The sequence below is a fragment of the Neorhizobium tunisiense genome, from assembly GCF_039631515.1.
Taxonomy (GTDB): Bacteria; Pseudomonadota; Alphaproteobacteria; order Rhizobiales; family Rhizobiaceae; genus Neorhizobium.
Genome location: NZ_JBDIUU010000018.1, coordinates 1 through 5,076 on the forward strand (window position 1 = coordinate 1; position 5,076 = coordinate 5,076).

The window sequence follows — 5,076 nt, forward strand, 5'->3', positions numbered from 1 at the left end:
TGGCCGAACCCCGGCCCTGCCCTGCCGCAGCAGTTCACGTTCACGAGCTGAGCGGGCACGCGCTGATTTACTCCAACTGTGCCGCCGCCCGACCGGCGGCGGCACCCTTCCGGTCCCATTGCATCAACTGCCCGAACGATGGTCTAAGGCTTTCGTATTGGCATGCCGTGCAATCCGAATTGCGAGCTTTGCATGCTGAAATTTATCATCAAACGTCTGTTATGGATGATCCCGTCGCTGTTTGCGGTGAGCTTCCTCGCCTTCGTTCTGATCCAGCTTCCGCCGGGCGACTTCGTCACCACCTATATCGCGACGCTTGCCTCTTCCAACGAAGTGGTCGATCAGAACACCGCAGCTGCACTGCGCGAGCGGTTCGGCCTCGACCAGTCCATGCTGGTGCAATATCTGAAATGGATCTGGGGTATCATCAGCCGCGGCGACTTCGGTATCTCGTTCGAATGGCAGCAGCCGGTCTCGGGTCTGATCTGGGAGCGCATGGCGCTGACCCTGGTACTCGCGCTCGCGAGCCTGATCGCCACCTGGGCGCTGGCGCTGCCGATCGGCGTCTATTCCGCGGTGAAGAAATACTCGATCGGCGACTACGCCTTCACGGCCTTCACCTTCTTCGGCCTGTCCATCCCGTCCTTCCTGCTCGCGCTGGTGCTGATGTATGTCGCGGCGGTTGAATTCGGCGCGGACGTCGGCGGGCTGTTCTCGCCGGAATACGAGATGGCCTCCTGGAGCCTTGCCAAGATGTACGATCTGCTGACACATCTGTGGCTGCCGGTCGCGATTTTGGCGATTTCTTCCACCGCAAGCCTGATCCGCGTCATGCGCGCCAACATGCTGGACGAGCTGCCCAAACCTTATGTGACGACGGCGCGTGCCAAGGGTCTTTCCGAATTTCGACTGCTGATCAAATACCCGCTGCGCATCGCACTCAACCCGTTCATCTCGACGATCGCCTGGCTGTTGCCGAACCTGATTTCCGGCTCCGTCGTCGTTGCGATCGTCCTCAACCTGCCGACCGCCGCCCCGCTGCTTCTGCAGTCACTGATGGCACAGGACATGTATCTGGCCGGCGCCTTCGTGCTTTTGATCTGCGCGCTCACCCTGATCGGCTCCCTGATCAGCGACATCCTGCTTGCGCTGGTCGATCCGCGCATTCGGCTCGAATAGGAGAACACCCATGGTCGATGTCTCCATCACCAATGTCAGGCCGGACCGCGCCGCCGTTGCCTCGCAATGGCAGCTCATCTGGTGGGCTTTCAAGCGGCACAAGCTCGCCATGGCCGCACTTGTCGTCACCGTCGCGATGTACATTGTCGCGATCTTCCCGGGCTTCTTCGCGATCAACGATCCGATCATGCAGAACGCCCGTTCGACCTTCCACCCGCCGCAGAGCATTCATTTCCTCGATACGGCCAACGGGTTCAGTTTCGGCCCGTATTATTACGGGATGAAGCTGACGCGTGATCCGAACACGCTTGCCGCCATCTTCGTCAAGGATACCAATACGAAGATCCCGATCCAGTTCTTCGGGCGTGGCTACACCTATTCGGTGCTTGGCCTGTTCGAGACGGACATCCACCTCATCGCCACCACCGACAAGAGCAAGCCGCTCTATCTCTTCGGCGCCGATCGTCTCGGACGCGACGTCTACAGCCGCACGGTGCAGGGTGCACAGATCTCGCTGTCGATCGGCCTTGTCGGCGTGTTCCTGTCGCTGCTGCTCGGCATCGTGCTCGGTGGCATTTCCGGATATTACGGCGGCCGGATCGACTTCGTCATGCAGCGCGTCATCGACTTCGTGCTGTCGCTGCCAACCATTCCGATCTGGCTGGCGCTCGCCGCAGCCTTGCCGCAGGGCTGGCCGGCAGCGCTGCAATACATGATGATCACCATCATCCTGTCTTTCACTGGCTGGGCACAGCTTGCCCGCGTCGTGCGCGGCCGCTTCCTGTCGCTGCGAACCGAGGAATTCGTCGCCGCCGCTCGTCTCGACGGCGTCTCGGAAGGCCGCATCATCTTCCGCCATATGCTGCCGAGCTTCTCGAGCCATATCATCGCCTCGATGACATTGGCCGTGCCGGCGATGATCCTGGCGGAGACATCGCTCTCTTTCCTCGGCCTCGGCCTGCAGCCGCCGACAGTCTCCTGGGGCGTTCTTCTGCGCGAGGCGCAGAACATCCGCTCCATCGCCACCGCGCCATGGCTGTTTATGCCGGGGCTCGCGGTCGTCGTCGCCGTCATGGCGCTCAACCTTTTCGGCGACGGTCTGCGTGATGCGGCCGACCCGTACAACAAGTGAGGCGCGGATGACTGATATCCTATCCATCACGCCCCGTCCTTCGATGGCGGCGGGCAAGACGCTGCTCGAAGTAAAGAACCTAGTGACGGAGTTTCCGCTTCGCACCGGCATCTTCAAGGCGGTCAACGACATCTCCTTTTCGATTGAGCCCGGCAAAACCCTGTGCGTGGTCGGCGAAAGCGGTTCCGGCAAATCCGTCACCGCCCGCTCGATCCTGCAGATCATCGATTCGCCCGGCCGCATCGCCTCCGGCTCGATCATCCTCAACCGCCAGGACGGCACCTCGATCGACCTCGCCAGGCTTGATCCGCGCAGCAAGGCGATCCGCGCGGTCCGTGGCCGCGACATCGCGATGATCTTCCAGGAACCGATGTCGTCGCTTTCGCCGGTGCACACCGTCGGCGACCAGATCACCGAAGTTCTGCGGCTGCATTTGAACATGAGCAAGGCGCAGGCCCGCAAGGAAGCCGCAGAACTGCTCCGGCAGGTGGAAATCCCCAATCCGGAACAGGCGCTCGACCGCTACGCCTTCCAGTATTCCGGCGGCATGCGCCAGCGCGCCATGATCGCCATGGCGCTTGCGTGCAAGCCGCAGCTGCTGATCGCCGACGAGCCGACCACCGCGCTCGACGTGACGACCCAGGCGGAAATCCTCGACCTGATCAAGCGCCTGCAGCAGACGACCGGAATGGCGGTTCTGTTCATTACCCACGACATGGGCGTGGTGGCACAGATCGCCGACGACGTGCTGGTCATGCATCACGGCGTCATCAAGGAATACGGGCCGGTCGACCAGATCTTTCATACGCCGAAGGATGCCTATACGAAGATGCTCATCGGCTCCGTGCTGAAGCTGGAGCAGAAGGCGGAAATCCGTCTGGCGCGACCGCCGCTCGACACGACCGCCGAACCGATCCTCGACATCCGCAACCTCTCCATGCATTTCGGGGAGATGAAGGCGCTGAACGACGTCTCGATCGCTCTGCTGCCCGGCGAGACGCTCGGCATCGTCGGCGAAAGCGGTTCCGGCAAGACGACCCTGGGCCGCTCGATCATGCGGCTCTACGATCCGGCATCCGGCGAAATGCACTACCGCCGCGCCGATGGCAAGGTGGTCGATCTCGCCAAGCTTGAGGGGCGCGAACTGAAAGCAGCCCGTCGCGAGCTGCGCATGGTCTTCCAGGACCCGTTCGGTTCGCTCAACCCGCGCATGACCGTCGCGCAGGTGATCGGCGAGCCGCTGCTGGTCAACGGGCTGTCGAAGGGCAAGGAACTCGACGAGCGGGTCTGCCACCTGATGGATCAGGTCGGCCTCGACCCGGCCGGGCGGGAACGTTACCCGCACGCCTTTTCCGGCGGCCAGCGCCAGCGCATCGGCATCGCCCGGGCGATCACCCTCAATCCGCGCATCATCGTCGCCGACGAGGCGACCTCGGCGCTCGACGTCTCGGTGCGCTTCCAGGTGCTGGATCTCCTGATGCGGCTGCAGGACGAGTTGAAGCTCGCCTACATCTTCATCAGCCATGACATCGGCGTCATTCGCTACATGTGCGACCGGGTCGGCGTCATGTATCGCGGCAAGCTCGTCGAGGTGGGCGAGGCGGAGAAGGTCTGCAACAACCCTGATCACCCCTACACGCAGGCACTGATTTCGGCCATTCCCCGGCCGGATCCCCGCGATCGCGATCGCTCCAAGCGGTTTCGGTATACCAGTGACATTAGGATAAATAATGCACAGGGCTGACGCGGACTTTAATTCCGACGACCTTATCCAACCGTCGACGTCAAAACGCTGCATGCCAAAATCGGGGAGCTGACGCTGGAAAACGATTTTTTAGCCGGAGCGCTCGGCAAAGCGGGCTTGCTGGACGGAAAAAAATGATCGACCGCGAGCACGAACTGTCGGTCGCGCGCCAGGCGAAGCTTCTCGGCTTCAGCCGTGGCACGGTCTATTATCTTCCTCGTCCAGTGCCTGACGGCGATCCTGCCCTGATGCGCCGGATTGACGAGTTGCATCTCGACTACCCCTTTGCCGGAAGTCGGATGTTGCAAGGGCTCTTGAGAGGAGAAGGGCTGGAAGCTGGGCGGCTGCATGTCGCCACGCTGATGAAGAAGATGGGCATCGAGGCGATCTATCGCCGCCCAAACACCTCAAAACCAGCGCCTGGGCACAAAATCTATCCCTACCTCCTGCGCAAGCTGGCGGTCACCCGGCCTAACCAGGTCTGGGCGATGGACCTGACCTACATCCCCATGGCGCGGGGATTCGTCTATCTCTGCGCTGTCGTCGACTGGTTCAGCCGGAGGGTTCTGTCATGGCGGCTGTCGATCACGATGGAAGCAGCCTTCTGCATCGAAGCGGTGGAGGAAGCACTTGCCCGCTGTGGCAAGCCGGAAATCCTCAATACGGACCAGGGATCGCAGTTCACCTCCATCGACTTCACGGCGGTGCTGAAGAAAGTAGAGATTGCCATCTCGATGGACGGCAAGGGGGCGTGGCGGGACAATGTCTTCGTCGAGCGGCTCTGGCGGTCGATCAAATACGAGGAAGTCTACCTTCACGCCTACAAGACCGTGTCCGAGGCCCGCGCTGCCATCGGCAGATATCTGACCTTCTACAACAGCCGACGCCCACATTCATCCCTTGACCGGCAGACGCCGGATCAGGCCTACTTCAACGCGCTGGCACCAATGATGGTGGCAGCATAATCGAGGCGGAAATCCACTTAACGAAACGCCCGAAACTGTTCAAACAAACCGAGCCA

The 5,076-nt window shown here is 61.4% G+C and carries 3 protein-coding genes and 1 pseudogene; all 4 read left to right on the plus strand.

Features of this window, described 5'->3' with window-relative positions; all coding sequences use genetic code 11:
• Window positions 1-192: 192 nt before the first annotated feature.
• Window positions 193-1,179: an ABC transporter permease gene (locus ABCW43_RS28770; RefSeq protein ID WP_345926907.1), complete on the plus strand. Its 987-nt coding sequence runs from the start codon at window positions 193-195 to the stop codon at window positions 1,177-1,179.
• A gap of 10 nt (window positions 1,180-1,189) precedes the next feature.
• The gene (locus ABCW43_RS28775) at window positions 1,190-2,311 is read left to right on the plus strand and encodes an ABC transporter permease (protein WP_345926909.1); all 1,122 of its coding nucleotides are present in this window, start codon (window positions 1,190-1,192) and stop codon (window positions 2,309-2,311) included.
• Between the two features lie 7 nt (window positions 2,312-2,318).
• Window positions 2,319-4,055 carry an ABC transporter ATP-binding protein gene (locus ABCW43_RS28780; RefSeq protein WP_345930747.1) on the plus strand — a complete coding sequence of 579 codons (1,737 nt, stop codon included), beginning with the start codon at window positions 2,319-2,321 and terminating at the stop codon, window positions 4,053-4,055.
• Between the two features lie 27 nt (window positions 4,056-4,082).
• Window positions 4,083-5,020 (plus strand): annotated as a pseudogene (locus tag ABCW43_RS28785) (IS3 family transposase); the annotation flags it as partial.
• Window positions 5,021-5,076: the final 56 nt, after the last annotated feature.